The sequence below is a fragment of the Shewanella sp. YQ_9 genome (assembly GCF_043103185.1).
In the GTDB taxonomy this organism is placed as follows: domain Bacteria; phylum Pseudomonadota; class Gammaproteobacteria; order Enterobacterales; family Shewanellaceae; genus Shewanella; species Shewanella algae.
The window spans coordinates 57,118-84,051 of record NZ_JBICJO010000061.1; the positions used below are offsets into that span (position 1 = coordinate 57,118).

Here is a 26,934-nt window from a genome sequence, read left to right on the forward strand (position 1 = left end):
AAGGGCGGCAATTACAGGAACGGGCCGGTCTTCAAAAGCTGGCTCAGTCGTGCAATCAAAGCAATGCAGGGAAATAATGATGAAAAGCTCAAGACTGGTTAAAGGGCATACCCGCCTGGCATTGGCCACTCTGATGTCGCTGACGCTCATGGCATGTGGCAGTGACGGCAAGGATGGCGAAGACGGCAAGGACGGCGTGATCGGAGTGAATATCGATGCCACTCCCACACTCAAGGTCAAGTTTACCGACGCCAAAGTCGAAGCAGGCAAGGTCACGGTCGACTTTATGTTGACCAATGCCAATGGTGTGGCTGTGCTGGGTCTGAACAAAGATTATGACCTCAGATTTGGTATCGCTCAGCTGACCCATGTGACCGAAACCATAGGTGAAGGTGAGGAAGCCAGAGAAGCCGATTGGGGATTCCAATGGCAAGCCTATATCAATAGCCTCAAACAACCGACAACGGTTCCCGACGGGGTGGATAACCTCAGTCCATCGCCTCAGTATCAGGCCGGAGTCGAAGCCGCCAGCGCCTGCGAAACCTGTCTGGTGGACAATGGTGACGGCAGCTATAGCTATAGTTATCAGGTCAATATTGCCGAAGTCACAGAGCCGCTGGCCATAGCTTATGATGCCGATGCCACTCAAAGGGCCACACTGGAGCTGAAACTCCCCCAGGTTACCGCCAATGCCCATTATGATTGGCAACCCTCCAGCGGCAATACAGAAGGTATCCAGACCCGCAATGTGGTCACCATTGATGCCTGTTACACCTGTCACCAACCTGACAGCCTGGAGCTGCACGGCGGACGTCGAATAGCGCTGGAAAACTGCGCCTCCTGCCATACTGCGACCTCAGGAGATCCTGAGTCCGGTAACAGTGTGGAGTTCACCTATCTGATCCACGCCATTCACCGCGGCGCAGAACGGCATACCTATGATGCCGACGGCAATGAAGTGCCGGCGCCGTACAAGATTGTCGGTTATGGCGGCAGCGTCCACGACTATGGTGTGGTCGGCTTCCCTCGTAAGCCAGCTTCAGACTGTAGCGTCTGTCACCAGGAAGGCAGTGGCGCTCCCGCCAATGCCGACCTGTTCAAGGCAGAGAAGAGCAATACCGCCTGTGTCGCCTGCCACACGGAAAAGCCTTCATCCCACCACTCCAGCACCGATTGTATGGCTTGCCACAACACGGACAATACCTATCACGGTACCGGCAGCGCAGCCAAGCGCCACGGTGATGTAATGCAAGCCTACACTCTGGCAGCCGAACTGAGCGTCAAGGTGTTGGAGGTCAGCAGCAACGCCGGCAAGATGACCTTTAAAGTGCAGGTGCTGGATAAAGACGGTAACGCCATGGATCAAAGCTTTATCGATCAGGGCAGCCGTATGATAGTCGGCTGGGATGTAGACAAGGACTACCCTGCCTATAACGAAGCCTCCTACAGCCAGCGCCGTATTCGTCTCAGTGAAGGCAGTTTTGACACCACCAGCAAGAGCTATACGCTGACTCCGGCGTTTGATATGCCTGCAAGTCCGGATGGCAAGAGCTTTGAAATCTGGTCGGCACTGGAAGCCTGCTTCAATAACGGCGGTTATGGTGTTGCCGATATTCAATTGACAGACTGCGCAACCGATGGTGTTCGCTCTGTGGCTATCCAGCAGGAGCCCTACCGCTTTGTCTGGGGTAACAATGGTGTCGACAGCGGTATGGATGCCGTGGCCCGCCGCGCCATCATAGATCCGACCAAGTGCCAAAGTTGTCATGGCAAGGAGATCCATCACTATGACAATGGTGTCAACTGCCAGACCTGCCATACACCGGATAAGACACTGCGCAATGACGCCGATTATCCCGGTGGCAAGATCCCCTCAAGCTTTGCCTGGAAGGCACACGAGCGTGAAGGCCACTTCCTCAAGTATGCAGGCCTTAAGTCCGGCACTGTGCTGAAAACCGATTGTGCCACCTGTCATGCCGAGTCTTCCGGCAGCGTCACAGGTATCACTCTGGGTCGTTCACCGGATCGTGTCTGGCGCTATGGTGACATCAGCAATAGCGGCGCGGATATCTGGGTATCCTCAGATGCAGGCTCCTGCTTGAGCTGCCACCAACAGTACCTCAGCGATGCGGCCAAATCGCATATTCAAGCCAACGGCGGTATTCTGGATGGCATGGATGAGACCGATGTCCGTAATCGTGCCAAAGAGGCCTGTGCCACCTGTCATACCCCGGCTCAGCTGATGACTGCACACGGCAATTAACTTGCGTTTTGCTACCAAAGGGAGGCATGTGCCTCCCTTTTTTATGCAGCAAAATTCGTTAAAAACTCTTTCAAAAAACACGTTTTTTTGATCAGGATTAACGTTTTTTGATCTAGCCGCATACCCCTAAAGAAATAGTCGGATCTTAATCACATAACCCATCTAAAGTGACTGCTTAATCCCCACCACTTGGGTAGCCTTAGCCTTGGAAAAATAATTCCACACACTTTCCATGGTTAATGAGATTTATTCTTATTTAACCTCTGGTTAGTGATGATTAAAATCACTTGCAGGGAAATATCATGATGAAACGGTTTAATTTCAATGCCGCGACTAAAGCGATGTTGGGTGCCGGTTTGCTGTCTCTGATGCTGGCCGGTTGTGGCAGCGACGGTAAGGATGGTGAGACTGGTAAGCCAGGTCCTGTCGGCACACCCATAAGCAAAGTCAACACGCTGAAATCCAAGATTAATTCAGCATCTGTAGACACCAACGGCTTCCTGACAATCAACTTCAGCTTGTCCGATGCCAACGGCGCCGCCGTCTTTGGTTTGAAAAACACTGACATAGGTGCAGTCTCCTTCGGCCGTGTCGGCAGCGAAGATGAGATTGAAGGCCTGACCAATGTAGAAGGCCAAGCGAGAGAGATCTGGCTGAGCTACTTCAACAAAGACAAAGGTGACGGCTTCTACACGGGTTCTTCCTACTTCCAGGGTAAAAACTGCGAAGACTGTCTGACCGACAATCAGGACGGCACCTATACACTGAAACTGAACAAAGCCATAGATACTCTGGGTAAATACGACTACAAGGCCGATATGGTCAATGGTATTTACTTGGGCATCAAAACAGCCAATGCGGCCAACGTTAACCTGGTTAACAACAGCTTCTTCTACTGGCAGCCCTCTTCCGATACCACTCAGGCCAAGCCCAAGCCGGTTATCGCCGATGAAACCTGCCAAAGCTGTCACAGACCCGGTCATGCCGGTGAACTGGCCATGCACGGCGGCAAACACGTCACTCTGGAAAGCTGTACTTTCTGTCACACTGACTACAACAGCTACATGAAGGATGACAAGGACGAAAATGGCCAAGTGATAGGCAGCCATAAATTTGATGGTTCCATCAAGGCCATGGCCCACGAAGTGCACAGCCATGCCTTCTACAACGGCATTTTCCCGCAATCAGCCAGCAACTGTCAGACCTGTCACCAACCAGATGAAAACCTGGCTATGGCCGATGCCTGGAAAGCCGATCTGGATGCTGCAACCTGTCTGAGCTGCCACAACAGCCAGTATGCCGTACCTTCCTGGCACTGGGATGCAGAAAACAACCAGATTAAAGAAGACAAACTGAACTGTGTCTCCTGTCACAGCGATCCTGATGGCCATGGCCGTGGTGCCGAACGCGCCCACTACAGCAACAACGACAGTGCCCAGTCTTCCAAGACCAGCGTTACCTTCAACAGCATGACTTATGATGAGGCCAGCAAGACCATTAAGGCCAACATGACTGTCAAGCACGGCGACACCAATGTGACACTGGCGCAAATTGACTCCAGCCCGTACTCACACGGCGGTTTCACCAGCGCCATCGTCTTCAACGGTGTGGTTAAAGACGACTTCCTGGTTAACTACCAGAAAGTGGGTTACGACCACTTCAGTGAAGGCGCCGACGGCAGCATAGATGTCACCTTCAGCGACGGCGACTTCAAAGTAGCCGAAGTCATGGGTACGCCAGAGGTTAAAGTGGCCTTGAGCAGCCAGCTGCATGTCTGCTTCGATGGCAAAGGCACTGTAGCCGACTGTAAGCCAGTCGAAGACGGTGTTATCCCTAACTCCGGCCCTTACGTGCCATCTGACACAGCCTACTTCAATGTGGATGGCAGCAAAGTCGACAAGACGCCAAGGGTGCAACATGCCGAAATGACCGCTTGTCAGCAGTGTCACACCACTGCCATCAAGCACCGTTTCTCCAACGACATCGACGGTTGTGCCTCCTGCCACAACGGTACCCGCGACAAGAAGGGTGACGGCTCATCCAACCTGGCTTACATAGTGCACTCCAAGCACTACCTGTATGACAGCTCAGGCAGCGGCTTCTTCAAGAAGACAGACTGTCAGACCTGTCACGGTAAAGACGGCTTCTCACTGAAGAAAATTGCCGCCGATGCCGCTCCGGTTGCCTTCGGCAAGACTGAAGATGGCACAGAACAGACTCTGGTATCACCACAGACTGCCGCCTGCGCCAGCTGTCACCAGCCGCCATACGGCCTGAGTGAAACCACTATCAACCACATAGTGACCAATGGTGGTGTGATAGGTACAGGCCACGGTGTAGCTGCAAGTGATTATGACGCCCAGAAAGGCCAAGAAGCCTGTTCTACCTGTCATACTGATTCCCAGCTGTTGGAAGCTCACTCCAACTGGGGCTTCAGCCACTAAAATTTAACCCTAAAGAGAGGCTTCGGCCTCTCTTTTTTTATCTGCCAAATTGCCAAAATCGAATTAAAAAACAGCGTTTTTTTGATCGAGATTAAGTTTTCCTTACCAGCTCAAATACCTCTTTATAAATAGAAAGATCCAAGTCACACATTAACACCAGTCATGCAGCTTTTCGGCCCTGCTTGAGTTAGCCTTTTCGAGGGAAATCCTATTTCCGGTATCGGGTTAAGGGCCAATTACATAATCAATTTGGTTGAGATGACTCAGCCACTCCCTAAACCAGATACTTCCACTATTGCAGGGAACAAGATGATGAACGCACAAAAAACCAGAATCGCACTGCTGCTGGCAGCCAGTGCAGCTACTCTGGCCTTAGGTGGCTGTGGTGGCGATGATGGCAACGATGGTAATCCAGGTAACCCAGGCGGCGAGCCTGCAGGTGAAATCAAAGAGCTGCATTTCAGCTTTGAGCAAGCTGTTGTCAAAGGCGGTATCCCAACGGTTGAATTTACCGTGACCAACGAAGACGATATGCCGGTAGTTGGCCTGCAGAAGTTCCGCTTTGCCGCCGCTCAGTTGCTGCCGGAAGGCGCAACCGGTGCCGGGAATGCCTCTCAGTGGCAGTATTTCGGCAACGAAGACTGCACTGTAAGCAGCAGCTGCGCAGGTACTTTCGTTGACCACAAAAACGGTAGCTACAGCTACACCTTCAGCAAGACCTTGAATGAGCTGAGTAAAGACACTATCAGCTTCAACCCTGAGTTGGCCCAGCGGGTACTGCTGCGCGCTTACAATACGCCGCTGCCTGACGGCACTCTGATCCCCAACAGCAACGCCTTCGTCGACTTCAGTGCCGACTCAGGTGCCTCCGCGGCATACAGCCGTAAGCTGGTGAGTACAGATAGCTGTAATACCTGTCACGGTGATTTGGCCAACGTCAAACACGGCGGCGCCTACTCAGACGTTAACTATTGCGCCACTTGCCACACCTCAGGCAAGGTAAAACCAGGCAATGAATTCAACGCCATGATCCATACCAAGCACAAGGATCTGGGCCTGGATGCGCTTAACAGCTGCCAATCCTGTCACAACGACACCAATGTCGAGTTGACGCCCGATTGGGGCAACTGGTCCAAAGTACCTACAGCTGCAAGTTGCGGTAGCTGCCACAGCAACATAGATTTTGCTGCCGGTCAGGGCCACAGCCAACAAACCGACAACTCCAACTGTATCGCCTGTCACAACAGCAAGTGGACAGAAGAGCTGCACACAGGTGTAACCGGTGACAAACGTGCCGTTATCGCTCAGCGCGGTCTGACCGCAGAACTGACCGGCAGCGCCGACAACAGTGCGACTCTGACTGTGACCCTGTTGGACAAGGCCGGCAATGCGCTGGATGCCAACAACGAACTGGCCAAGATCAAGCGTCTGGAAACCATCACCAACGTGGGCCCTAACTTCCCTGTCATGGGCTACAACGTCAGCCCAGGAAGCGGTAAAGCCAAGGTCGCCAAAGATCTGGTTAAAGACGGCCAGCTGCAGGACGCCGTGACTCTGGTTGACGGCAAGCTGCAATTCACCGTTCAGGACCTGCCTTTCGGTGCCGGTGATGCCGATACCGCCTTCAGCTTTATCGGTCTGGAAATGTGCAACCAAGGCAGCGAGCTCATCGCCTGTGCCGATGGCGTTGCCACTACCAGCATGAAAGCTCAACTGGCCTTCGGTACCAAGTCAGGTGATGCACCTAGTCACCGTCATATCGACTCAGTGAACTTCGCTACCTGTCAAGGCTGTCACAGCGACACCTTCGAACTGCACAAAGGCCACCATGCCGGCTTTGTGATGACAGAGCAGCTGGGCCGCGAAGTAAACGGCAAGCTCACCGTCGGTGTTGATGGTTGTGTGGCCTGCCATACTCCAGATGGTACTTACGCCAGCGGTGCCAACAAAGGCGCATTAGAGATGAAACTGCACAAGACCCACATTGAAAAGGCTCACGGCCTGATCGGTGGCAACTGTTCAGCCTGTCACAACGACCTGAATCTTGATGCCTTCAAGAACAAGGGGGCTCTGGCAACCTCAGCAGGCATGTACACCACGCCTATCACTGCTACCTGTACTTCTTGTCACACTGTCGGTGGCGACTACATGGTACACACCAAGGAGCAACTGGAAGCCTACGGCGCTGTGGTAGAAGGTGAGTACACCGCTGCCAACCAGGCTGCGCAGCTGGAAACCTGTTTCTACTGCCACAAGCCAACCGCCGCAGATCACACTCAGGTGAAGATGTAATTTGCCCAGGCCGGGGGAGTCCCCTCCCCCGTCTTTCAAGGGTTTGGACAAATTAAGGATGCCTAATATGAGAATCAGCAAAAATATACCAACACTGCTAAGCGCCCTTCTGGCGACGGCAGTGTTATCTTTTGGTGTCACCCATGCGGCGCACGCCGCCAAGTGGGACGCCAAAATGAGCCCGGAAGAAGTGGAAGCTACCTTGGATCAAAAGTTTGCCGAAGGCAGCTACTCTCCCAAGGGTGCCGACTCCTGTCTGATGTGCCACAAAAAGTCAGAAAAAGTCATGGACCTGTTCAAAGGGGTTCACGGCGCCATCGACTCCAGCAAGAGCCCTATGGCCGGACTTCAGTGCGAAGCCTGTCACGGCCCCATGGGCAAACACAACCGTGGCGGTAACGAACCCATGATTACCTTCGGTAAGGGTTCTACCCTGGCGGCCGACAAGCAGAACAGCGTCTGTCTCTCCTGTCACAAGGATGACAAGCGTATGTCCTGGAACGGCGGTCACCACGACAACGCCGATGTTGCCTGTGCTTCTTGTCACAGCGTACATACCGCCAAGGACCCTGTGCTCTCCAAGAACACTGAGATGGAAGTCTGCACCAGCTGTCACACCAAGCAAAAGGCTGACATGAACAAGCGTTCCAGCCACCCGCTGAAGTGGGCACAGATGGTGTGCAGCGACTGTCACAACCCTCACGGCAGCACGACCGATGCCGATCTGAACAAGGCGTCAGTCAATGACACTTGTTACAGCTGCCATGCGGAGAAGCGCGGCCCAAAACTCTGGGAGCATGCACCCGTCACTGAGAATTGTGTCACTTGCCACAATCCCCACGGCAGTGTCAACGATGGCATGCTTAAGACCCGCGCTCCGCAACTGTGTCAACAGTGTCACGCCAGCGACGGCCACGCCAGCCGTGCCTATCTGGGTAACACAGGCATGGGTTCTCAGGTCAACGACAACGCCTTTACCGGTGGTCGCAGCTGTCTGAACTGTCACAGCCAGATCCATGGTTCAAACCATCCATCCGGCAAGTTGTTCCAACGCTAAGGAGGCGGGAAGATGAAATTCAAACTTAATTTGATCACCCTGGCTCTGCTGGCTCCTGCCAGTCTGGCGATGGCCGCCGACGGTTATGACCTGGCCAATGCCAATACCGAAAAGGTCAAGTTTTCGGCCTGGAGCTGTAAGGGTTGCGTCAGTGAAACCGGTGTGTCGGGCACTATTGGCGCCGGAGTTGGTTATAACGACTCTGACGATATCCGTTCTGCCAACGCCTTTGCCGCCGAAGATGACTTTGCCGGCAAGGTGGACGCCGACCTGAACTATCGCGGTGAAAACGGCTATCGAGCCAGTATCGAAGCCGATAACCTGGGTATGGAAAACGGCCGGGTCGATATCAATGCCGGTAAACTCGGACAGTACAATATCAACCTGAACTACCGTCAGATCCACACCTATAAAACTGACTCTGCCATGAGTCCTTATCTGGGAATTGGCAGCGGCAACCTGACACTGCCGGCCAACTGGCAGACAGCCGGTGGCAGCAACGAGATGCCCATGCTGTATGACAGCCTGAGCCCCCTGGAGCTGTCGCTCAAGCGCAAGCGCACAGGCCTGGGTCTTGAATATCAGGGTGAAGAGCTGTGGAGCACCTATGTCACCTATATGCGCGAAGAAAAAACCGGCCTGAAAACTGCGTCCGGCAGCTTCTTCAACCAGTCAATGATGCTGGCCGAGCCTGTGGACTACACCACAGATACCGTCGAGGCAGGGATTAAACTCAAGGGTGACAACTGGTTTACCGCACTCAACTACAATGGTTCATTCTTCAAGAATGATATCCAGACCTTGAGATTCGACAACGCCTTCAACCCAACCTTTGGTGCCCAAAGAGTGGGCTATATGAGCCTGGATCCGGATAACGAGTCTCACACTGTGACCTTGAGCGGCCAATTTGCCCAGAAAGGCGCCGTGGTCAGCGGCCGTTTGTTCGCCGGACAGATGACCCAGGATGAGGCCTTTATCACCTCGGGTTACGGCTATCAATTGCCGCAGGAATCCCTGGATGGCAAAGTCGATATCCTCGGGATGAACCTCAAGGCGGTCAAACGCGCCACCCGCAATCTGCGGATCAGCGGCAGTTATGATTACTACGACAGGGACAACCAAACCCAGATCCAGGAATGGACCCAGATCAGTATCAATAACGTCAGTGGTCGTGTGGCCTACAACACCCCTTATGACAACACCAGTCACAAGGCCAAGTTGGCCATGGATTACCGGATTGCCAACGGCATGAAGTTGGACGCAGGTTATGACTACCGTCGTGATGAACGCAGCTATCAGGACAGGGAAATCACCGACGAGAACAGCGTTTGGGCCCGTTTCAGTCTCAACAGCTTTGAACACTGGAATATGTGGATCAAGGGCAGCTATGGCAAGCGCGATGGCTCAGAGTACGAAGCATCTGAATGGACCTCTTCCGAGTCCAACAAATTGCTGCGCAAGTACAATCTGGCCGACCGCAAGCGCACTCAGGTTGAAGCCAGGGTGACTCACAGCCCTATCGACACCCTGACCCTGGATTTCGGTGCCCGCTATGCGCTGGATGACTACAACAACACGGTTATCGGTTTGACAGAATCCAAAGACCTCAGCTATGACGCCAGCATCAGCTATTTGCTGACAGACGATCTCAGCCTGAGCGCCTTCTACAACCATCAGACCATAGACTCAGATCAGGCCGGCAGCAGCAACTTCAGCACTGTCACCTGGACAGGAACCGTGGAAGACAAGGTGGACGTCATAGGTGCCGGTTTGGCCTACGACAACCTGCTGGAGAAGAAACTGCGTCTGGGGCTGGATTACACCTACTCTGACTCGGATTCCAGCACTCAGGTACGCCAAGGCATCACAGGCGACTATGGCGATTACTACGCCAAAGTGCACAACGTCAACCTCTATGCCCAGTATCAGGCTACTGAGAAAATGGCGCTGCGTCTTGACTACAAGATGGAGAAATACGAGGACAATGACGCAGGTAACGATATCGCCCCGGATGGTATCTGGAACCTGGTCAGCTTTGGTGACAACAGCCATGACTACACGGCTCACCTGATCATGTTGAGCGTCAACTACCGTCTGTAATTCTCGCTCTTAGCTCCCAAAAGCCCGCTTTTCGCGGGCTTTTTTTATCTCTTCCCGCCTTCACCTCAAACCAACAAGCATTCGGTAAAATTCCTCTTGCCAGCGGCCCTTTTTGCAGCTTACACTGCAAAACGTTACATTTTTGTAACAAACATAACAATTAAGACTATATGACCTGAGGACAAAGGCATGAGAATCACTCATACACTACAAGGAATAGCCTTGCTCGCGGCCCTTTCCAGTACCAGCGTGCTGGCCGATGGCATTCGTGCCAGCCTGGAGATGAGCCAGCAGAGCTATAAGGCCAGTGATAACGTGTTGGTCACTGTGACCCTGACCAATGACGCCAACCAGCCGGTAAAACTGCTCAAGTGGTACACAGCCGCTGATGGAGTGGAAGAATCCCTGTTCAAAGTCAATGCCGATGGCCTTGACCGTCACTATCTGGGCGCCCATTTCAAACGCCCGGCTCCCGGCAAACAGGACTATATCAAGCTCAAATCCGGTGAGAGTGTGTCCTATCAGGTAGAGTTGTCCTCACTTTACGACATGAGCAGCAGCGGCAACTACGAGATAAGCTATGATGTCAGTTCGTTGCAACTCTTCTCCCCCAACCCGGGCCAACAAAAGAAGCTGGCCCGCTTAGGGATAGAAGGGATACATTCAGATCCGGTCAGCTTCTATGTGGAAGGCCGTGAATTCAAGTCCGGCGCCAACAAGGGTAAACCCGGCAGTGGCGATGGCGGTACAGCACCCGACGGTATCAGCTTTACCGGCCGTTGCAGCAATTCCCAACAGAGCGATATTCTGGCGGGGCTGGACGCCGCCCGCGCCATGGCAGCCGACAGCAAGCAATACCTCGCGAGCAACAACAACCCCTCAAGCTCGGTGCGTTATGCCACCTGGTTTGGCAGTTACAACAGCAGCCGCTGGAATAGCGTCAGCAGTAACTTCAGTGCCATAGACTCGGCCTTGAACAATCAGCCACTCACCTTCGATTGCAGCTGTAAGAAGAGCTATTACGCCTACGTTTACCCGACTCAACCCTACAAGATCTACATGTGTAACGCCTTCTGGAGCGCACCGGTATCGGGCACCGACTCCAAGGGCGGCACCATAGTCCATGAAATGAGTCACTTCAATGTGGTTGCGGGAACCGATGACATTGTCTACGGCCAAAGTGGCGCCAAATCGCTGGCACTGAGTAATCCTGCCCAGGCGATTCAAAATGCCGACAGCCACGAATACTTTGCTGAAAACACCCCCTTTCAAAACTAAGGAAGCTACAGCAGATTAGTTTACCTTTCGTGGGCCGGCTCCCCCGGCCCACCTCCCTGTTACCTTGTGAGCTTGGGCGGACGGAACTGCCCCTTTTTTCCTCATAGTCTCAGAGCCATCCCATAACGGCCATCAAGAACTTGCAAGCCTTTCGCCTTTAAGCCAATGTAAGGCGCAGCCTTTATGATGAGAATCTATTGATGAAGTTGAAATATCCTTGTGCCTTGGTCGCCCTTTTTCCGCTATCGGCCATGGCCGCACAACCCGACGGTTTAATGGCCGGGGTGTTTACCATACTGGTGCTGGGTGGTTTTACTTTGGTTAACCTGCTACTGCAGCTGGTTTTTTACTTCAACGGCCAATATAGCCGCCCTGGGTTTGTCCGCAGCCATATCTATTGGGCCTTGCCCATTCCACTAATTACTCTGTTACTTGTATTCTGGGATCATGCTTCTATTGCCGATCTCAGTATGAACTTCGGCCTGGTGTTGATAGCCGTGGCGCTGGCGTTGTTGCCACTGCAACTGAAAAACTCGGCCAAGGTCGCCGGGCCTCAGGCCGGTTGGCGCTTGCTGGCAACCTCCGCCTTATTGTTGCTGCTGGCCAATATCATCTGGCCACTGACGATCCCGGCAATGCTCATCGCCTGGAGTGCTCCTGATTGGCAGCATTGTAAAGAAAACGGCTTTAAGCTCTGCCGGATAGTGTTGCTGCTGGCGGCGCTGGGGCTGACATTGTATGAAGGCTTTCAGGCCTGGCAACATTTTTTCGGAGCCTAGTTTTCGGAGCCTAGTTTTCGAAGCCTAAGTAGGGTCTGATATACATCAAAAACCAGGAAATATAATGAAAACTGCCGCTCTGCCCAGTGATTTTCCGCTACTCGATGAGGTGCGAGCCTGCACCCTGTGCCGGGATAAACTGCCATTGCTGCCCAAGCCGATACTGCAGGCCCACCCTGACGCCAGGATTTTAATCGCGGGACAAGCGCCTGGCAGAATAACCCATGAGCGTGGCCTGCCCTTTGACGATGCCAGCGGCGACCGACTAAGGCAGTGGCTGGGGGTGAGCCGAGAGCAGTTTTATGACCCCAGGCTGTTTGCCGTCATTCCCATGGGATTTTGCTATCCGGGAACGGTTGAAAAACAGGGGCGCAAACAGGGTGATATGCCGCCGCGGCCAGAATGCTCAGCCACCTGGCACCCAAGGCTTTTTGCCGCCCAGCCCAATATTGAGCTGACACTGATCCTCGGCAAATACGCCATGGCCTGGCACCTTAATGGCAGTCCGCTGGCCAAGGCGTCCGTCAGCACCGCCGTTGCAGAAGCTGACTCGCTGTGGCCGACAAAACTGGTGCTGCCTCACCCGAGTCCGCGTAATCGCCTCTGGTTTAAACAGCACCCGGAATTTGAGCAAAACCTGTTACCCAGGCTCAGGCAGAGAGTCGCCGAGTTATTGGCACATTAGGGTCTGTTGACCCTTGAAGATGGTTTTTGCAGCTTTTGTCGTTTTTTATACCAAACAACGACAAATGCTACTCAAAGGGCTCGGCTAGACGCGCTTTACTTTTTGTTGCAAGGTATTTACCTGGGCCCCTAGGCTGCATACCTTGCGTCGCGATTAAAACGCGTCTAGTACGAGCAAAATTCAACCATGAAAGGTCAACAGACCCTAGAGGCTCGCATGTATTTTCTCGACGCCGCGACCGCGCAGCAAATAGTGGATCGCACCATGAACATCATCGACCATAATATCAATGTGATGAACAGTCAAGGGGTGATCCTCGGCTCTGGCGACAAGCAGCGACTCAACAGTGTCCATGAAGGCGCCCTTCTGGCCATAGCCCAAAACCGCACTGTAGTGATAGATGAAGGCAGTCGCCACAGCCTGCACGGCGTCAAACCCGGGATCAACCTGCCGCTGCACTACCACGGCAAGATAATCGGCGTTGTCGGCATTACCGGTAATCCGGCGGAGCTGCTGCACTATGGCGAGTTGTTGAAAATGACCGCCGAAATGATGGTCGAGCAAGCCAACTCCCTCGAGCTGGATCTCTGGCATAAACGCCAGCGGGAAGAGTTTATTCTGCAACTGCTGAAACGTGACAGCTATAGCGAAAGCGATTTTTGTGCCTGGGCCGCCCAGCTGCAGATAGATCTGCAAAAACCCAGAGTTGCCGCCGTGATAGAACTCGCCAAAGGCGAAAGCAAGGCCACAGATCTCAAGGAGATCCAGCGCTTACTCGAGTATCCCCAAAGGGACAACCTGGTGGCCATGACCGCCATGGATCAGTTGGTGATCCTCAAACCCGCCTTTCTCGATGGTCGCAGCTGGGATCCGGCGCTTGAGGATCTGCGAATCGAGAAATTGCTTGCCCGTTTGCCGGCCGACACCCAGGGCCGGCTCAAAATCGCGCTGGGGCATTTCTTTCCCGGTGAAGGCGGTATTCGGCGCTCATATCAAACCGCGCTGGAAACCCTGAGATTGGGAAAGAAACGCGCGCCGGAAAAGACCAAATACCTCTATCAGGATCACGCGCTGGCGGTATTGTTGTCCGGGCTGGTTAATAGCTGGCGCGGTCAGGAACTGGCTGCGCCTTTTCGCAAACTGCAACAGCATGACAAAAAGGGCCTGTTGCTGCGTACACTGAGTGCCTATCTGCAACACTTCGGCGACCAGCAACAATGTGCCAAGGCCCTGTTTATCCATCGTAATACCCTGAGATACCGCCTGGAGCGTATCAGTGAAATCACCGGCATAGAGTTGCAAAGCCTGGATGGATTACTGCAACTCTACCTGGGGGAAGTCCTCAGTCGCCTGGAACACAAATAATTGTGCATACGCACAAAAAACTCCCCTCTTTCAGGGGGGAATTCCGTATTTTCCCCTAAAGCCATCACGGCGCGGCAACTGGGATAATAATCGCCAGCCCGCCTTTGCGCCGGCGCCCCAACCCTACACAAATAACGACCCAATAAGGGACACTTATGAGCCTGGTACTAGTACTATTGGCGGTGATCATCTTTATTGTTATCGCCACCTCAACATTTAAACTACACCCCTTTTTGACGCTGTTGCTGGCGTCATTTATCGCCGCCTTCGGATTCGGCCTGCCCGCCGGGGAAATCGCCAAAACCATCAGTGGTGGTTTTGGAGGTATTCTTGGTTACATAGGGCTGGTGATAGTCCTGGGAACTATCATAGGCACGGTGCTGGAAAAGAGCGGCGCGGCCATCACCATGACCGATGTGGTCATCAAGGTGCTCGGACAGCGTTTCCCGACCCTGACCATGTCCATCATAGGTTATATCGTTTCCATCCCGGTGTTTTGTGACTCGGGCTTTGTGATCCTCAACAGCCTGAAACAGTCTCTGGCCAACAGAATGCAGGTTTCCAGCGTTGCCATGAGCGTTGCCCTGGCCACCGGCCTCTATGCTACCCACACCTTTGTGCCGCCAACTCCCGGCCCGATTGCCGCCGCCGGTAACCTGCAACTGGAAGCCAGTCTGGGGCTGGTGATTGCCGTCGGTATCCTGGTTTCTGCCGTTGCCGCCTTCGCCGGTTTGCTCTGGGCCAACCGCTTTATGAACACCGAGCCGGATGGCGAAGGCGCCGAAGAGCTCAAGGCTTCTGCCGAAGAATTTGAAACACTCAAGGCTGCTTATGGCAAGCTGCCAAGCCCCTTGGCGGCGTTCTCACCTATTTTTGTTCCTATTTTGCTGATCTGTCTTGGCTCTATCGCCGCCTTCCCCTCCAAACCCATGGGTGAAGGCATGTTGTTCAACCTGTTCCATTTCCTCGGCCAACCGCTCAATGCCTTGATGATAGGCCTGGGGCTGTCACTCTTGCTGCTCAAGGGCGACAACAAGGTCAAAGAGTTTTCCGATCGTATCTCACAGGGCTTGGCTGTTGCCGCCCCCATACTGCTGATTACCGGTGCCGGCGGCGCTTTTGGCGCTGTGATTAAAGCCACGCCTATCGGTGACTTTATCGGTACTTCACTGTCAGCTCTGGGTATAGGTATCTTTATGCCCTTCCTGGTGGCGGCGGCACTGAAGTCGGCTCAAGGCTCCTCCACAGTGGCGCTGGTAGCCACTTCGGCGCTGGTGGCCCCCATGTTGGGTGATATCGGCCTTGGCAGCGAAATGGGCCGGGTGCTGACCGTCATGGCCATAGGCGCCGGAGCCATGACAGTGTCCCACGCCAACGACAGCTTCTTCTGGGTAGTCACTCAGTTCAGCCGTATGAGCGTAGCCCAGGCATATCGGGCTCAGACTATGGCGACCCTAATTCAGGGGATCACCGCCATCATCTTCGTCTGGCTGCTTAGCCTGGTTCTGCTCTAAACTCTTCCCTTGCTGCTGCCGGTTTCACCGGCAGCCCGTTGTACAGGAAATCAGATGAAAATAGTGATAGCACCGGATTCCTTCAAGGAAAGCCTGAGCGCCCTCGAAGTGGCCAATGAAATTGAAGCGGGCTTTAAACACAGGCTGCCGGATGCCGAGTACCTCAAAGTGCCGGTGGCCGACGGCGGCGAAGGCACAGTGCAATCTATGGTCGATGCGACCAATGGTCACCTGGTCGAGCTTGAAGTCTGTGGCCCACTCGGACAAGCTGTGAAGGCCCATTACGGCATTCTGGGTACAGAGGGTGGCACCAGTGGCGCCCGAACTGCAGTTATCGAAATGGCGGCCGCCTCCGGGCTGCATCATGTCAGCCCGGCGCTTCGCAATCCAAGGCTCACCACCAGTTACGGCACCGGCGAGTTGATTGTCGATGCCATGGAACGTGGCATTCGCCACTTCATCATCGGCCTTGGCGGCAGTGCCACCAATGATGGCGGCGCCGGTATGGCCAAGGCGCTGGGCGCCAAACTATTGGATAGTGACGGGCTGGAAATAAGCCCGGGCGGGGCGGCGCTTGCGGCCCTGGCAACACTGGATTGCAGCCAACTGCATCCGGCGCTCGCTGACTGCCATTTTGAAGTGGCCTGTGATGTGGACAACCCTTTATGCGGCGAGCGCGGCGCTTCGGCGGTATTCGGGCCGCAAAAGGGAGCCACAGAGGAAATGGTCGCCGAGCTTGACGCCGCCCTCGGCCACTTTGCCGATATTCTGGTTCAGAGCGGCTTTGAAGATAAGCGCCTGCAAACTGGTGCCGGCGCCGCCGGTGGCATGGGACTTGGGGTGATGGCATTTCTGGACGCCGAGCTGCGCCCCGGTATCGACATAGTCATGCAGGCTGTGGGGCTGGATGCCAAACTCGAAGGCGCAGCACTGGTTATCACCGGCGAGGGACGCATAGATGGACAAACCATCTATGGCAAGACGCCCATGGGAGTTTTGCGCCTGGCAAAGGCGCGCAACATTCCCGTGATTGGTATTGCCGGCTGTCTGGGAGCGGGCTCAGAGCTGGTGTTGGAGCAGGGAATGAGCGCCATTTTTGATATCATTCCCTCGGCCTGCGACTTGCCCAAGGCGCTGGCCGAAGCCAGAGCCAATCTGCAGCGCACCTCAAGCAATATCGCCGCTCTGCTGGCTCTGCAACTGAATAACGCCAATTGATTTTTCGCGGGTCAACCTCTGTGGCCCGCCGCTTTTTCGTTTCAGTTTCAACTTGTCTGACCGCAATCCTTGCAGTAAAGTGAGCTGCCATTTCAAGACCTGTGCAGACACAGGCAGATACAGTGTGAGACCAAAGCCCAATGACCGCCAGCAAGCAACGCCAGGCCACCGCCTCAGAAAACTCTCTGATGCGTATCTTTACCGTGCCCGAAGCACCGGAATCGACCCTGAGCCGCATAGAACAGGCATTGTCTCAAGATCTCGCCGGTTTCCTGACCCAGAATATCGCCGCGCTGGAAAAGCCCCTGAGTGAAATCGAAAAAGATTTCCAGGCCTTTGAAATCCCGCGTCAACCCAGATTTGTTTCTGACTACACAGAAGAGATGATGCAGAATTTGGTGGCGCATTCAGTACACACCGCCGCCCCCAGCTTTATCGGCCATATGACATCGGCGCTGCCCTACTTCGTGTTGCCCTTGTCGAAAATGATGGTGGGCCTGAATCAGAATCTGGTCAAAATCGAAACCTCCAAGGCCTTCACTCCCTTGGAGCGGCAGGTGCTGGGGATGATGCATCACCTCATTTATGGTGAAACCACCGACTTCTATCACCAGTGGATGCACAGCGCCAATCATGCTCTGGGAGCCTTCTGCTCCGGTGGCACTGTAGCCAATATCACCGCCCTATGGATTGCCCGCAACCAACTGCTCAAGGCTGACGGCCAATTTCGCGGTATCAACCGCGAAGGCTTAGGCGCGGCGCTCTGCCACTACGGTTGGAAAGGCCTGGCGATACTGGTGTCCGAGCGCGGTCATTACTCCCTGGGCAAAGCCGCCGATCTGTTGGGCATTGGCCGGGATAACATAGTTTCAATCGCGACCGATGCCAACAATAAGGTCGATGTCGACGCCATGCGCGAGGCGGCCACCAAGCTGGCCAGGCAGGGCATCCGAGTCATGGCGATTATCGGCGTTGCCGGCACCACAGAAACCGGTAACATAGACCCTCTGCCTGAGCTGGCCGAGTTGGCAACCGAGCTCAATTGCCACTTTCATGTTGATGCCGCCTGGGGCGGAGCCAGCTTGTTATCCAGCAAATATCGCCATCTGCTAAAAGGGATAGAAATGGCAGACTCAGTGACCATAGATGCCCATAAACAGATGTATGTCCCTATGGGGGCCGGTATGGTGCTGTTCAAACAGCCTGAACTGGCGCGGGCGATAGTGCATCATGCCGAATATATTTTGCGTAAAGGTTCCAAGGATTTGGGCAGCCAGACTCTGGAAGGTTCCCGCCCCGGAATGGCCATGCTGGTGCATGCCTGCATGCAGATAATCGGCAAGAAAGGCTATGAAATACTGATCAATAATTCGCTGGAAAAGGCCCGCTTCTTTGCCGGCTTGATTGAGCAACACAGCGAATTTGAACTGGTGAGTGCGCCCGAGTTGTGTCTGCTCACCTACCGTTGGTGCCCCTCTTGGGCACAAACCGCTCTGAACCGGCAATTGGCACAGGGTAATCTTGAAAAGGTCAAAGAGATCAATGGCATTCTTGATGACCTCACTCGTGCCATTCAGAAGAAACAACGTGAACAAGGCAAGTCTTTTGTGTCCCGCACCCGGATCCAACCCGCCCGTTATCACAGAGAAACCGTGACTGTATTCCGGGTGGTACTGGCCAACCCGCTGACCACAGACACCATACTGGCAGATGTATTAAACGAACAAACTGAGCTGGCAGCTTCTGAAACCGGGCTACTGCAGGTGCTAAAGCAAGCCTGCAACTAAACATTTATTGAGGGCGTTGCTGAGTTACGCCCTGCATGCCGTTTTCCCGCACCCACACGCTTTTGAGCAGCCCTACTATCATATCTGTGGCATTCAAGGGCGCCATCTGCGGAAAGTCCTTGATCTCTATCTTGCCGCTGATCTCCATATGGGCGTAACGGACACTGTTGATTTTGCTGTCGGTGCTGACCCAGGTAAACTCCCGCTGGGTATCCGAGTATTTACCATCACTGATAAACAGCCGCCCTTCCCGCCCGGCCACCTTGGTCTTGCTGCTGGCGAAAAAGGCCATCATGCCGCTTTAGCGGCTGAGCTCCTCTTTCAGCGCCTTGCCCTGATCTTTGCCATACACGTTCACGATGATCTCAAACAGTGAATCCTTTCCGTTAAAAAACTCCGCCCCATAGTTTTCGTGATAAGAGCCTTCCTTATACGCGCTCGTTGGATAAGGCCCTGAAGGGGTAATCGGTGGCTGGGAATTGGCGATCAGGATATTTCTTTGCAAACAGACGCCCGCCTGTTTATGCGGCCAGGGCTGATATTCAATCTTCTCTATCGCCTGACGCATCCATTGCAGCCGCTGCTGCAATATCTCATCCACATTGGGGGCGTTACGGGCTATAAACTCATTAGCGCGGCCATCAATGCTGATGCCTATCTGTTGCTCCGGAAAATCCTTAAAGAAAAAAGCTGCAAAGTAATGTTCTGCGTCCGGTTCTTGCATTAGCCTTCTTCTGTCTTTGTAGTAAACAACCGTCTTCAGCTCAGGTTCCAGTTCTTTTATAACGTATTTGGTTGGATAGTATTTTGTCGTTTCCTTACTACGCAACTCCTCCACGTAAGCCAGCCATTGCTCAAGCCTATGCTCACCGGTTATCACCCCTTTCTTGCGGTCGGTATTGTTCTGATGATAGATGTTGATAAAAAACTGCGGCTGACCATAACCCGAGGTGAGCAGTTGCATCTCTTGGGGTAACTCAAACTCAAAACGGCCCACACAGTGTTTGGTAAACACCATGCCGGCCGGCCCAGGCGGTATCTCCTCGGCGTACGTCAAAAGGGGAAAACCTGTACAAACCAGGCAACAGGGCCACAGCTTTCGCCGCAGTAAACTTAAGCATCTTCTTATCAACGGTTCCTTCCTTTCACTCCTCGCGTTAGTCCTTCACCCCGACCATGCCGTTTTCCCTAACCCGCACGCTTTTGAGCAGCCCTACTATCATATCGGTGGCATTCAAGGGCGCCATTGCAGGAAAGTCCTTGATCTCTATCTTGCCGCTGATCTCCATATGGGCATAACGGACACTGTTGATTTTGCTGTCGGTGCTGACCCAGGTGAACTCCCGCTGGGTATCCGAGTATTTGCCATCACTGATAAACAGCCGCCCTTCCCGCCCGGCCACCTTGGTCTTGCTGCTGGCGAAAAAGGCCATCATCCCGCTGTAGCGGCTCAGTTCCTCTTTCAAGCCCTTTTCCTCGCCTTTGCCATACACGTTCACGATGATCTCAAACAGTGAATCTTTTCCGTTAAAAAACTCCGCCTGATAGTTTTCGTGATAAGAGCCCTCCTTATACGCGCTCGTTGGATAAGGCCCTGAAGGGGTAATCGGTGGCTGAAGATTGGCGATCAAGATATTTCTTTGCAAACAGACACCCGCCTGTTTATGCGGCCAGGGCTGATATTCAATCTTCTCTATCGCCTGACGCATCCATTGCAGCCGCTGCTGCAATATCTCATCCACATTGGGGGCATCTCGGGCAATGAACTCATTAGCACGGCCATCAATGCTGAGTCCCAACTGTTGCTCCGGAAAATCCTTGAAAAAGAAGCTGGCAAAGTAGTGTTTTTTATCTGGACCATATCTTCGATAATCTGTGTAAAACACTACTGTTTTCAAATCCGGCTCCAAATCTTTGATAACATACTTGGTTGGATGAAGCTCAGCATCTTTTAGGCGCAACTCCTCCACATACTCCAGCCATTGATCAAGCCTATGCTCACCGGTTATCACTCCTTGCTTTTCCGACTTATCATCCTGATGGTAGATATCGATAGAGAACTGCGGCTGACCATAACCCGAGGTGAGCAGTTGCATCTCTTGGGGTAACTCAAACTCAAAACGTCCCACGCAGTGTTTGGTAAACACCATACTCGCCGGCCCTTCCTGTATTTTTTCCGCTTGCGCCATCACAGCCTCTCCCTGCCAAAAACAAACTAATGCCAGACTGCCGAGCAGCCCGCGTTTAATCCTCTTGCGATAACCTTCTGCCATATCTACCCCTTGAATTTCTGGTGAATATCCGGCAGCCAAGACTGAAGCACACCGACCATCAGCTCCCTGACATCGGGGCAATTGTAAAACCCCTGGTGATCCTGGGTCGCCACCAAGCCGATAGTCTGCACCCCTTTGGGGTACTTGCCCGCGCCTTCATGCACGGTACCATCACCCTTGGCCGTCTCGCTACCCAACCTGAAGCTGGTACTTTGAGCCCTAGGCGGCATGTGGGCATATTGATGACCATAGCGGTTCTGTTCCATCCAGCTCTTTAACTTGCGTTCATGCTCGGCCAGCTCACTACTACTCAGCAGTTTGACCTCGCCCTTGACAGAGAGCCAGCCATGGTTTTCATCGCCTATGACTTGCCAGCGCTCCACCGCCGCCGTCTCCAGCCCCGGGGTCAAGCCGTTCTGCAGCTGCCACTCACAGGTATCAAACGCCTTGGTGTCCGGGTTATTGCTGTAGAGCAGTGTGGTAGTCTTGTGAAAATTGGCCGCCAATTTATCGTGAAAGGTTTCACATTTGGTAATTCGATTCAAAAATGCATTTTTATGTTTTTCAAGCTGCTCATCGGCTGGATTGGCCAGCTCAGGTGCCAACAAGGGAGGCTGCACCAGGCTATACCAGGTATCGAAACGGCGATAGAAATCATAAATGCCACTGCCATAGCCTATCTGCAACAGTTCCCGTTTGTCCGGCTGTTTCGCCGGATCCTTATTGACAAACAGCCACTCCCCCTTATTGGCCGCATCCACGTAGAGCTTATTGGGCATCAGTTCCAGCCCGCCCTGACAAAAGCCCAGTATTGCCGTGGTATCGGCGGCGTTCTTGCCCAGCACCATTTTGACGACCTGCCCCAAAGCACCGTGGCCGACGGCGCCGCAGCGAAACTGAAAATAAGTGGAGGGGCTGCCGTGGGTTGGCATCGCGCCATGGATAACCGCTTCGACTTGAGATTCCAGGCCGCTTAAGATAAAGCCGGCGCGGGAGGCGTATCCGCCCATGGAGTGACTGATGACCACAAACTTAATATCGTCCTTGGTCAGCCCCAGGTTATCGCCTTCTTTATCTTCCTTGAGTAGCTGTGTCCTGAATTCCTCAAGTTTATCCTTGAGTCGCTTCCCGGCGTATTCATTGCTGCGCATCCAGTTATAGCCTACGGTAAATACCGGGAATTGCAGCCCGGGATACAGGCGTTTAAATAACGGCTCCTTCGACTCAAGATATCGAAGCAGCGGGCCGTAACTGTCCCATAACACCTCGCCCCAACCCCGACGCTTTTTGAGTTCCATCTGCGACTTGGGTACTGAAGTATAGACCCTGAAATACTTATCGGTGCCTGGGTCTTCCACCAATAAATGATCATCCCGATCGATTATCGGATCCCCTTTCTTTTTAGTTTTACCATTAACCAACAATGCTTTACGCTGTACCGGACCGGCAAAAATCAAATCTTTGATCCGAGGCCAGGCGGCGGCTTTGGTTCGGTACTTACGGCCGGTTTCCGCTATTCCGCGGCCCTTTTCCTTTATCCCTATCCACTTTCGATTAAACCATTTACCTATCCCCTCAAAGAAACCATCATCATCGTCCGCCTGCGCCGCGGCGAGCTCGGCTTCACGTTCGGCCTTCAGCTCCATGGCGGTACTGCTGGGACCACTGAACTTTCCCCCGGCAGCAGGATCCCATACTGAGTCGCCACTCTTTTTGTTCATCAAGCGGGTGCCCATAATACCGGGGACGAACACCAGCGCCACAATACCCTTGCGGCATTTACAATCAGCGTTACAGCTCATAACCAGACTCCATGGTAGAAGATTGCTGTTCCTTGGCCCACTGCAACAAGATAGCCGCTCGTCCTGAAGGCAAGCCGGTCTTGGTCACTATGGCACTCACTTCCGGGTCATCGAGTGACACTTGTGCCAAAAACAAGGCCTCGGCAACCAAGCGCAGATGGCCCAGCTCGGTGAATCCATATTGATAAGCCTGACTGACTTGCTGCTCGAGCCAGTCATAGCATGCCTGCCCATCTGTTGGTGGACTTTCCAGTGATAACAGGTGACGTGCGAGGGCATGGATCTGGTTTCGCCTTTGCCAGTTTGGCATCGCATCCATGATTTCCTGACTCAGTTCCCAGCTCATTCGCTTCTCCTTAAGACACTGTCAAGGCAGCATCTCCCTGAATGACTTTGCCGCCATGGGCCGTGGACGCACCCTGCAATACCACGGCGATGCCATTGACGGTCAAACTCGGATGTCCCTGAACCAGGGTATCTGGCCCGCCAACCTGGCAGTCACACTTGTGCCCGGTTAAGGCCACAGGAATACCGTTGACCGTCAGAGCACTTTCTCCCTGGTTTATCGGTCCACCAACATGAGGGGTATTGCCGCTGAACATAGGGCAAATATGTTGATGTCCTTTCAAAGCAACCGGAGTCCCCATATTAATCCTCCTTAATCGATATCGCCTGGCAGCCGTATCCGTCCGGCTCCCTTTGCCAATTCAGCCAATGGTTATTGAAACGAAAGGGGTTAAGCGATGCATAGAGCACTGACCCCAAAGGCTCAAGAAATGCATCCCTTCTGGCCTGCGTTTCTTCGGTTAAATAGTGATGTAAGACCCTGGGGTCGTAGAAACGAAAACGAGTAGTTTCACCATCAGGCTTGACGGCATACAACCTTTGCCCCAGTGCTTCTTTCAGTGGCTGCAGGGCTAGCTCACTCTTGCACCACAGCGCGCTGTGACCATGGGTGTCTTTCTCCAGCATCAGTTTTATCAGCTCATCCTGTCCCGCAAGATGGAGTAACCAAGGGCCGTTATCCACCAATGCCTGATCCCGGTAATCAAACAGGCTATGACACTCGGCTCCGGCCCCTTTGGCAAACCACAAGGGCTCGGGGCATAGCGCTGCATCCAAGACCAAGTAGTTGGGCCCAAACGCCTTGAGACTATTTTCTTTCACCATAGTCATACTGTTATTCTCCGCAATCGGGACAAAGATCGACTATCGGGTTGCCCTCTTCTGCGGCACTCTTCAGCGTCGCCAATTGAGGCTTGGCCCCGGTTGTTACAGCCACTGGCCCCTTGAGCTTGATATTGGGAGCTTCGAGAGTGATCCCGCCGGAATCTATGAGTATCTTGCCTCCTGGCCCCTGAATAGTGACTTTCTCCGAGCCATTGAGGGTGAGCGACTTGGTGTGCACCAGTACACTTTCACCGGCTTCCAATAACACCTTTCCCTCAACCTTCTGGGTGTAATGGCCGCCCACTTCCAAATCGTGATTGGCTCTGGAGTACTCGTGACGACGATCCATGACTTCGAGGCGATAATGACGCTTGATCAGGGTTTGCCTGTCTCTGGTCACTTCCAGCTTTTGATCCTGACCAATCAATGCCTGCTGATCTCGACCTATTTCCAGAAACTCATCCTGCCCCACGTTCAGGCGCTGATCCCGTCCTATGTGCTTTTCTCTATCGTTACCCACCTGATAGTGCTGGTCGTGGTTGATTTCCAGCTTATGGTCTTTCTGGGCATGCAAATAGATGAGTTGATTTTCGGCGGCATCTTCAAAACTCAACTCATTGAATCCCGGCCCCTTGTGGGTTTGGGTCTTGAGCACGGTTTTGGTTTTGTTGGTCGGCAATACATAGGGCACAGGATTGGCAGCATGGTATGTGCGACCGGTAATGATAGGTTGGTCCGGATCGCCTTCAAGAAAAGAGACTATGACCTCATGACCAATGCGTGGAACCGCCATAAAACCGTACTGACCACCGGCCCACCCCTGGCTGACACGAACCCAACAGCTGCTGTGCTCATCGGCCCGGCCATATCTGTCCCAGGGAAACTGCACCTTGACCCGGCCAAATTCATCACAAAAGATCTCTTCATTATCTGGCCCGACGACAATAGCCATGTGTGGCCCTGTCACCAAGGGTTTGGTGGCCGGAAGCGGTAACCAGGGAAGGTGCCCTTCAATTGCCAATAACTGGTTTTGATACTGAGTCGGGGTGCTACTGTTCCCCTCCTCTGCCGCTGCGCCCTGTATTCCGCAGTGTTTTACCCCCACAAGCAACCAATCACGGTTAAACGCCGCATCTGGATGTTCGCCCAAGTTGAACTTGATACCGGCGCCGGCATCAGCAATATCGGACATTGCCGATGCCATTTGGGTTTCATTCCGTAACGCCTGCAATCTGGCGCGGGTGAAAAGCTCTCCCTGGGCGTCATCCTTGTAACGCCCAGGATAATCATAGTGCTCATAAAGCACTTCAGATCCCGCTTGCTGGAAGTCGAGCTGATTGGCAATATCATCCTGTAAAAAGCTATAAGCGGGCTTTTTGAAGCTGTAATCCTTGAGTTCGGCCTTGGCACTCGCCAGTTGCTTGGCGTAACTGAAGCTGCAGACAAAAGGCACTTCGCTGTCGCCGCCGCTCAAGGCGTTATAGGGGAATAGTTGTTTGGCCGCTGGCAGCTTGCTGGTGGCATCACAGAAAATCAGCGTATGTTTGTCATCACTGAATTCGAAATACCAGAACACCCCGGCCTCAGCCGCAAGACGGGTGATAAAGTCAAAGTCCGACTCCCGATACTGAACACAGTATTCGCGTTTTTCCGACTCGTAGCGTGCATCCCAACTGAAGGCATAATCACTGATACCCATTTCATCAAGCAGGGTGCTGAAAATCTGTTTGAGGGACTTTTCCTGAAAGATACGGCTGTTTTGTCTCAGCCGCAGCCGCGCCATGGCAGGTTCCATGGTCAGTTTGTATTGGGTCTGTTTATGGCCTGAGTCTTCCTTGGCAAAGCGACTGACTATGCCGTGAAAACTCCTGACTCGAACACCGTCCTGCCAAATACTCAAGACGCCATTCTTATCGACTATCTGCTCGGCAGTAATATCATCCCTGCGGCTCAGTAATATCAACTCTCCCTTGAAGGGCGAGGACAACTGCTCATCAAAATCAAACGACAGCAGGTTGAAACTATCGTCCGCCTCCGCTTCTGCCTTGAAATGAAACCGCAAACCACTGCCAAGATAAAACATAGCCGGTATCCTTGTTCGAGTTCGTCCTGACTCTAATCCGATAGAATCACTCTCTTAATGTCATCGAAAACCTATTTGCAAAACCTTTACATCAGATAACAAGAGGCGCCCGGCTATCAGCCGGAACACCTCTTAGAAAAACAGTTGCTGAATGAATTATGCTTCGATGGGCTTGCGCCAATCGTCGGCACCAGAGGTTCCGGCGCTGACGTGATCCCAGTCTATCTTGCGATAAGCCATGGACACTTCAACCAGCTGAGTAAAGTCAGCCTTATTGGGATCCTGGCAGTGAGGCATATTGCAGTTGATATCTATGATAGTGGCGCCTTCCAGCTTGGTCGTGAAGAAGTGCTCTTGCTTACCTTCGATTGAAGTGCGGTACCACTTGAGCTCAACCTTGGTCAGTTTCTCACCGGAAGATAGTGAGTTGTACATCAAGGGAACAGCTTTGTTCAGCGCGACGGTGAACTTGAACGGTTTGTGCACACGCTGACCGGAAGGCATGCCGGACTGAGGGTCGGTTGGCACAGTCACAATGTGGTTGAACTCCTGAACCAGCATCTCGTCTTCATGGCCTTCCACAAAGATGTCACCGACGGATTCCGCAGTAAAGGCGCCGGCAGTGAGGTTGCCCTGAGTTTGGCCTTCGATAGAGATATAACATGGTGTTGGCATGATAAATTCCTTTTTAAAATTCACTGAGGTTTGGATTAACCTACCTAGCTAAGGCAACCTTCGTGCCAAAATTTAATCAATTGATTTCGTTACTGTTTAAAAAACAGCCTAATTGGCTGGGCAAAAAATTGCCCGAACTTGAGCAAAAA

General features: G+C 53.2%; 21 protein-coding genes. 12 read left to right on the forward strand and 9 right to left on the reverse strand.

Translation table 11 applies throughout. From position 1 onward, the window contains the following. Nucleotides 1-76 precede the first annotated feature (76 nt). The 12 genes from ACF8D4_RS16880 to panP all read left to right on the forward strand — a co-directional run bounded on the left by ACF8D4_RS16880 (nucleotide 77) and on the right by panP (nucleotide 18,782). Complete coding sequence (locus ACF8D4_RS16880; RefSeq protein WP_167714832.1) at nucleotides 77-2,263, forward strand: OmcA/MtrC family decaheme c-type cytochrome; 2,187 nt, start codon at nucleotides 77-79, stop codon at nucleotides 2,261-2,263. 302 nt (nucleotides 2,264-2,565) lie between these two features. Next, on the forward strand, nucleotides 2,566-4,707 hold the full coding sequence (locus ACF8D4_RS16885; RefSeq protein ID WP_392465430.1) for an OmcA/MtrC family decaheme c-type cytochrome: 2,142 nt from the start codon (nucleotides 2,566-2,568) through the stop codon (nucleotides 4,705-4,707). 309 nt (nucleotides 4,708-5,016) lie between these two features. Further along, the gene (locus tag ACF8D4_RS16890) at nucleotides 5,017-6,999 is read left to right on the forward strand and encodes an OmcA/MtrC family decaheme c-type cytochrome (protein ID WP_208128226.1); all 1,983 of its coding nucleotides are present in this window, start codon (nucleotides 5,017-5,019) and stop codon (nucleotides 6,997-6,999) included. Nucleotides 7,000-7,066: 67 nt separating this feature from the next. Then, the gene (locus tag ACF8D4_RS16895) at nucleotides 7,067-8,056 is read left to right on the forward strand and encodes a DmsE family decaheme c-type cytochrome (protein WP_093983290.1); all 990 of its coding nucleotides are present in this window, start codon (nucleotides 7,067-7,069) and stop codon (nucleotides 8,054-8,056) included. Between the two features lie 12 nt (nucleotides 8,057-8,068). Beyond that, complete coding sequence (locus ACF8D4_RS16900; RefSeq protein WP_044734224.1) at nucleotides 8,069-10,156, forward strand: MtrB/PioB family decaheme-associated outer membrane protein; 2,088 nt, start codon at nucleotides 8,069-8,071, stop codon at nucleotides 10,154-10,156. 189 nt (nucleotides 10,157-10,345) lie between these two features. After that, nucleotides 10,346-11,434, forward strand: a complete 1,089-nt coding sequence (locus ACF8D4_RS16905) for a M35 family metallo-endopeptidase (protein ID WP_025886743.1) — start codon at nucleotides 10,346-10,348, stop codon at nucleotides 11,432-11,434. A 200-nt stretch (nucleotides 11,435-11,634) separates the two neighbouring features. Next, nucleotides 11,635-12,213 (forward strand): hypothetical protein, encoded by a 579-nt coding sequence (locus tag ACF8D4_RS16910; RefSeq protein ID WP_392468869.1) that lies wholly within the window; start codon nucleotides 11,635-11,637, stop codon nucleotides 12,211-12,213. Between the two features lie 64 nt (nucleotides 12,214-12,277). Next, entirely contained in the window at nucleotides 12,278-12,898 is a 621-nt protein-coding gene (locus ACF8D4_RS16915; RefSeq protein WP_392468870.1) for a uracil-DNA glycosylase family protein, read from the forward strand. Nucleotides 12,899-13,114: 216 nt separating this feature from the next. Continuing rightward, nucleotides 13,115-14,263 (forward strand): sugar diacid recognition domain-containing protein, encoded by a 1,149-nt coding sequence (locus tag ACF8D4_RS16920; RefSeq protein ID WP_039033869.1) that lies wholly within the window; start codon nucleotides 13,115-13,117, stop codon nucleotides 14,261-14,263. 155 nt (nucleotides 14,264-14,418) lie between these two features. After that, nucleotides 14,419-15,777, forward strand: coding sequence for a GntP family permease (locus tag ACF8D4_RS16925; RefSeq protein WP_392468873.1), 1,359 nt, complete (start codon nucleotides 14,419-14,421; stop codon nucleotides 15,775-15,777). Between the two features lie 54 nt (nucleotides 15,778-15,831). Next, complete coding sequence (locus ACF8D4_RS16930) at nucleotides 15,832-16,995, forward strand: glycerate kinase (protein ID WP_392468875.1); 1,164 nt, start codon at nucleotides 15,832-15,834, stop codon at nucleotides 16,993-16,995. A gap of 140 nt (nucleotides 16,996-17,135) precedes the next feature. Beyond that, nucleotides 17,136-18,782: a pyridoxal-dependent aspartate 1-decarboxylase PanP gene (gene panP / locus ACF8D4_RS16935; protein WP_392468877.1), complete on the forward strand. Its 1,647-nt coding sequence runs from the start codon at nucleotides 17,136-17,138 to the stop codon at nucleotides 18,780-18,782. 4 nt (nucleotides 18,783-18,786) lie between these two features. Here the strand turns inward: panP and ACF8D4_RS16940 are convergent, their stop codons facing one another. From ACF8D4_RS16940 to ACF8D4_RS16980, 9 genes are all read right to left on the reverse strand, one after another. Then, a complete protein-coding gene (locus ACF8D4_RS16940; RefSeq protein ID WP_392468880.1) occupies nucleotides 18,787-19,077 on the reverse strand; it encodes a hypothetical protein in 291 nt (96 codons plus the stop codon). A 6-nt stretch (nucleotides 19,078-19,083) separates the two neighbouring features. Then, a complete protein-coding gene (locus tag ACF8D4_RS16945; protein ID WP_392468881.1) occupies nucleotides 19,084-19,800 on the reverse strand; it encodes a hypothetical protein in 717 nt (238 codons plus the stop codon). A 139-nt stretch (nucleotides 19,801-19,939) separates the two neighbouring features. Next, on the reverse strand, nucleotides 19,940-21,055 hold the full coding sequence (locus ACF8D4_RS16950; protein ID WP_096141317.1) for a hypothetical protein: 1,116 nt from the start codon (nucleotides 21,053-21,055) through the stop codon (nucleotides 19,940-19,942). 2 nt (nucleotides 21,056-21,057) lie between these two features. Continuing rightward, a complete protein-coding gene (locus ACF8D4_RS16955) occupies nucleotides 21,058-22,857 on the reverse strand; it encodes a hypothetical protein (protein ID WP_392465444.1) in 1,800 nt (599 codons plus the stop codon). Further along, on the reverse strand, nucleotides 22,847-23,203 hold the full coding sequence (locus tag ACF8D4_RS16960) for a hypothetical protein (protein ID WP_096141319.1): 357 nt from the start codon (nucleotides 23,201-23,203) through the stop codon (nucleotides 22,847-22,849). Before ACF8D4_RS16960 ends, ACF8D4_RS16955 begins: the two co-directional genes overlap by 11 nt. Before the next feature lie 10 nt (nucleotides 23,204-23,213). Then, the gene (locus tag ACF8D4_RS16965; protein WP_025012114.1) at nucleotides 23,214-23,504 is read right to left on the reverse strand and encodes a PAAR domain-containing protein; all 291 of its coding nucleotides are present in this window, start codon (nucleotides 23,502-23,504) and stop codon (nucleotides 23,214-23,216) included. Between the two features lies 1 nt (nucleotide 23,505). Next, nucleotides 23,506-24,033, reverse strand: coding sequence for a DUF4123 domain-containing protein (locus ACF8D4_RS16970; protein WP_345843897.1), 528 nt, complete (start codon nucleotides 24,031-24,033; stop codon nucleotides 23,506-23,508). Between the two features lie 4 nt (nucleotides 24,034-24,037). Continuing rightward, entirely contained in the window at nucleotides 24,038-26,110 is a 2,073-nt protein-coding gene (locus ACF8D4_RS16975; RefSeq protein ID WP_054744722.1) for a type VI secretion system Vgr family protein, read from the reverse strand. A gap of 156 nt (nucleotides 26,111-26,266) precedes the next feature. Next, complete coding sequence (locus ACF8D4_RS16980) at nucleotides 26,267-26,785, reverse strand: Hcp family type VI secretion system effector (protein WP_025009852.1); 519 nt, start codon at nucleotides 26,783-26,785, stop codon at nucleotides 26,267-26,269. Between the last annotated feature and the right edge of the window lie 149 nt (nucleotides 26,786-26,934).

Bases quoted from the DNA above. Each gene is read 5' to 3' on its own strand.
- ACF8D4_RS16960 (WP_096141319.1), bottom strand. From the start codon at position 23,203: ATGAGCTGGGAACTGAGTCAGGAAATCATGGATGCGATGCCAAACTGG.
- ACF8D4_RS16980 (WP_025009852.1), bottom strand. From the start codon at position 26,785: ATGCCAACACCATGTTATATCTCTATCGAAGGCCAAACTCAGGGCAAC.
- ACF8D4_RS16920 (WP_039033869.1), top strand. From the start codon at position 13,115: ATGTATTTTCTCGACGCCGCGACCGCGCAGCAAATAGTGGATCGCACC.
- ACF8D4_RS16895 (WP_093983290.1), top strand. From the start codon at position 7,067: ATGAGAATCAGCAAAAATATACCAACACTGCTAAGCGCCCTTCTGGCG.
- ACF8D4_RS16975 (WP_054744722.1), bottom strand. From the start codon at position 26,110: ATGTTTTATCTTGGCAGTGGTTTGCGGTTTCATTTCAAGGCAGAAGCG.
- ACF8D4_RS16925 (WP_392468873.1), top strand. From the start codon at position 14,419: ATGAGCCTGGTACTAGTACTATTGGCGGTGATCATCTTTATTGTTATC.
- ACF8D4_RS16945 (WP_392468881.1), bottom strand. From the start codon at position 19,800: ATGGTGTTTACCAAACACTGTGTGGGCCGTTTTGAGTTTGAGTTACCC.
- ACF8D4_RS16930 (WP_392468875.1), top strand. From the start codon at position 15,832: ATGAAAATAGTGATAGCACCGGATTCCTTCAAGGAAAGCCTGAGCGCC.
- ACF8D4_RS16915 (WP_392468870.1), top strand. From the start codon at position 12,278: ATGAAAACTGCCGCTCTGCCCAGTGATTTTCCGCTACTCGATGAGGTG.
- ACF8D4_RS16890 (WP_208128226.1), top strand. From the start codon at position 5,017: ATGATGAACGCACAAAAAACCAGAATCGCACTGCTGCTGGCAGCCAGT.
- ACF8D4_RS16885 (WP_392465430.1), top strand. From the start codon at position 2,566: ATGATGAAACGGTTTAATTTCAATGCCGCGACTAAAGCGATGTTGGGT.
- ACF8D4_RS16970 (WP_345843897.1), bottom strand. From the start codon at position 24,033: ATGACTATGGTGAAAGAAAATAGTCTCAAGGCGTTTGGGCCCAACTAC.
- ACF8D4_RS16965 (WP_025012114.1), bottom strand. From the start codon at position 23,504: ATGGGGACTCCGGTTGCTTTGAAAGGACATCAACATATTTGCCCTATG.
- ACF8D4_RS16905 (WP_025886743.1), top strand. From the start codon at position 10,346: ATGAGAATCACTCATACACTACAAGGAATAGCCTTGCTCGCGGCCCTT.
- ACF8D4_RS16910 (WP_392468869.1), top strand. From the start codon at position 11,635: ATGAAGTTGAAATATCCTTGTGCCTTGGTCGCCCTTTTTCCGCTATCG.
- ACF8D4_RS16950 (WP_096141317.1), bottom strand. From the start codon at position 21,055: ATGGCAGAAGGTTATCGCAAGAGGATTAAACGCGGGCTGCTCGGCAGT.
- ACF8D4_RS16880 (WP_167714832.1), top strand. From the start codon at position 77: ATGATGAAAAGCTCAAGACTGGTTAAAGGGCATACCCGCCTGGCATTG.
- ACF8D4_RS16900 (WP_044734224.1), top strand. From the start codon at position 8,069: ATGAAATTCAAACTTAATTTGATCACCCTGGCTCTGCTGGCTCCTGCC.
- ACF8D4_RS16955 (WP_392465444.1), bottom strand. From the start codon at position 22,857: ATGAGCTGTAACGCTGATTGTAAATGCCGCAAGGGTATTGTGGCGCTG.
- ACF8D4_RS16940 (WP_392468880.1), bottom strand. From the start codon at position 19,077: ATGATGGCCTTTTTCGCCAGCAGCAAGACCAAGGTGGCCGGGCGGGAA.
- panP (WP_392468877.1), top strand. From the start codon at position 17,136: ATGACCGCCAGCAAGCAACGCCAGGCCACCGCCTCAGAAAACTCTCTG.